Source organism: Actinomadura sp. NPDC049753 (assembly GCF_040674655.1).
GTDB classification, from domain to species: domain Bacteria; phylum Actinomycetota; class Actinomycetes; order Streptosporangiales; family Streptosporangiaceae; genus Spirillospora; species Spirillospora verrucosospora.
The window spans coordinates 1-1,260 of sequence record NZ_JBFARL010000467.1 but is presented as its reverse complement, the minus strand read 5'-3'; the positions used below and the strand labels follow the sequence as shown (position 1 = coordinate 1,260).

1 protein-coding gene is annotated in these 1,260 nt (G+C 74.4%); it reads left to right on the top strand.

Translation table 11 applies throughout. The annotated features are described in order from the left end of the window. Positions 1–453: 453 nt before the first annotated feature. Positions 454–1,260 (top strand): tetratricopeptide repeat protein (locus AB0K37_RS42255; protein ID WP_363991890.1); only part of this gene is annotated, 807 nt, incomplete at its 3' end.

Below are 1,260 nucleotides of genomic sequence, written 5' to 3'. Positions count from 1 at the left end.
TCGCTCCGGCTCGCCTTGCGGCTCGCTGCTGTGTTTATTGCAGTGCTCTCCTCCTTCGGGCCTTGACGGCCCTCCATCGTCGAGCACTGCGTGCGATCGCTGGCATCGCTCCGGCTCGCCTGGCGGCTCGCTGCGCGATCAGGTTCTCGCTTCGCTCGAACCTGCCTTCGGACGCGATCGCAACCTTGAGGTCGTCGTGGGGTTGCGGCGGTGGCCGGGGTCGGCGGGCTGTTCTGCGATGGCCTGCTCGCTTGGACCTGGGCTTTCGTCGTCCGGGCGATCCCCGAGATCGCTTCGGCTGACCTTGCGGCTCGCTGCGTGCGGGAGGTCGCCGGGACGGGTCGGGCGATGGATTTGTGATCTTGCTTGGGTTTTGGGGTGTCGCGCCGGGACGGGGAGCGGGTGGATCGCTACGCTCTTTGCGGACCCCGACCCCCAGAGGGCAGAAGAGCGATGATCGAGTCTCCGGACGCGGTATCCGACGACGCGGCGCGACTGTGCGAGGAGGCCCGCGGCCTCGCCGAGGGCGGTGAGGCCGAGAGGGCCGCGCTGCTGTTCGAGAAGGTGCTCGCGCTGGGCGACACCCCCTTCCGGGCGCGGGCGGCGCTGGGGCTGGCGGTCGTCCTGGACGACGCCGGGCACGTCGAGCGCGCCAGGGAGGCCGACCGGACGGCGATCGCCACGGCCGATCCCGAGTACGGGCCGCGCGCCGCCTACCACCTGGCGCTCACCCACGAGCGGGCGGGCGAGCACGAGCGGGCGGCGCCCGCCTGGCGGGTCGTGGTCGACTTCGGCAACCCCGCCTACCTGCCGCCCGCCCATCTGGCCCTCGCCCGGATCGCCGACGACGCCGGCGACTTCGACGCCGCCCGCGGCCACTGGGAGGCGGTGATCGCGACCGGGGACGCCGAGTACGGGCCGCCCGCCGCGCACGACCTGGCCCAGCGGCTGCTGGAGCGCGACGAGCCCGCCCGGGCCCAGCGGGTCCTGACCGCCGGGCTCAAGCTGATCGACCGGGGCGCCGACCCCTACGCGTACGGGCGGCTCGCCGTGGCGCTCGGCATCTCCTACCTCGACCAGGCGATCGGCGCGTTCGGCGCGGCGCTGGGGGAGGAGCCGGCCGACCCGGAGGTCGGGCCGCTGGCCACCGAGCTGCTGGCGCGGACGCTGCCGTGTGGACGCGGCGACCCTGTCGGCGCAGCGGGGCGCCCGGCCCAAGGCGCCCGAGAAGCAGCGGGCCGAGGGCAACTGAGCCGCGGC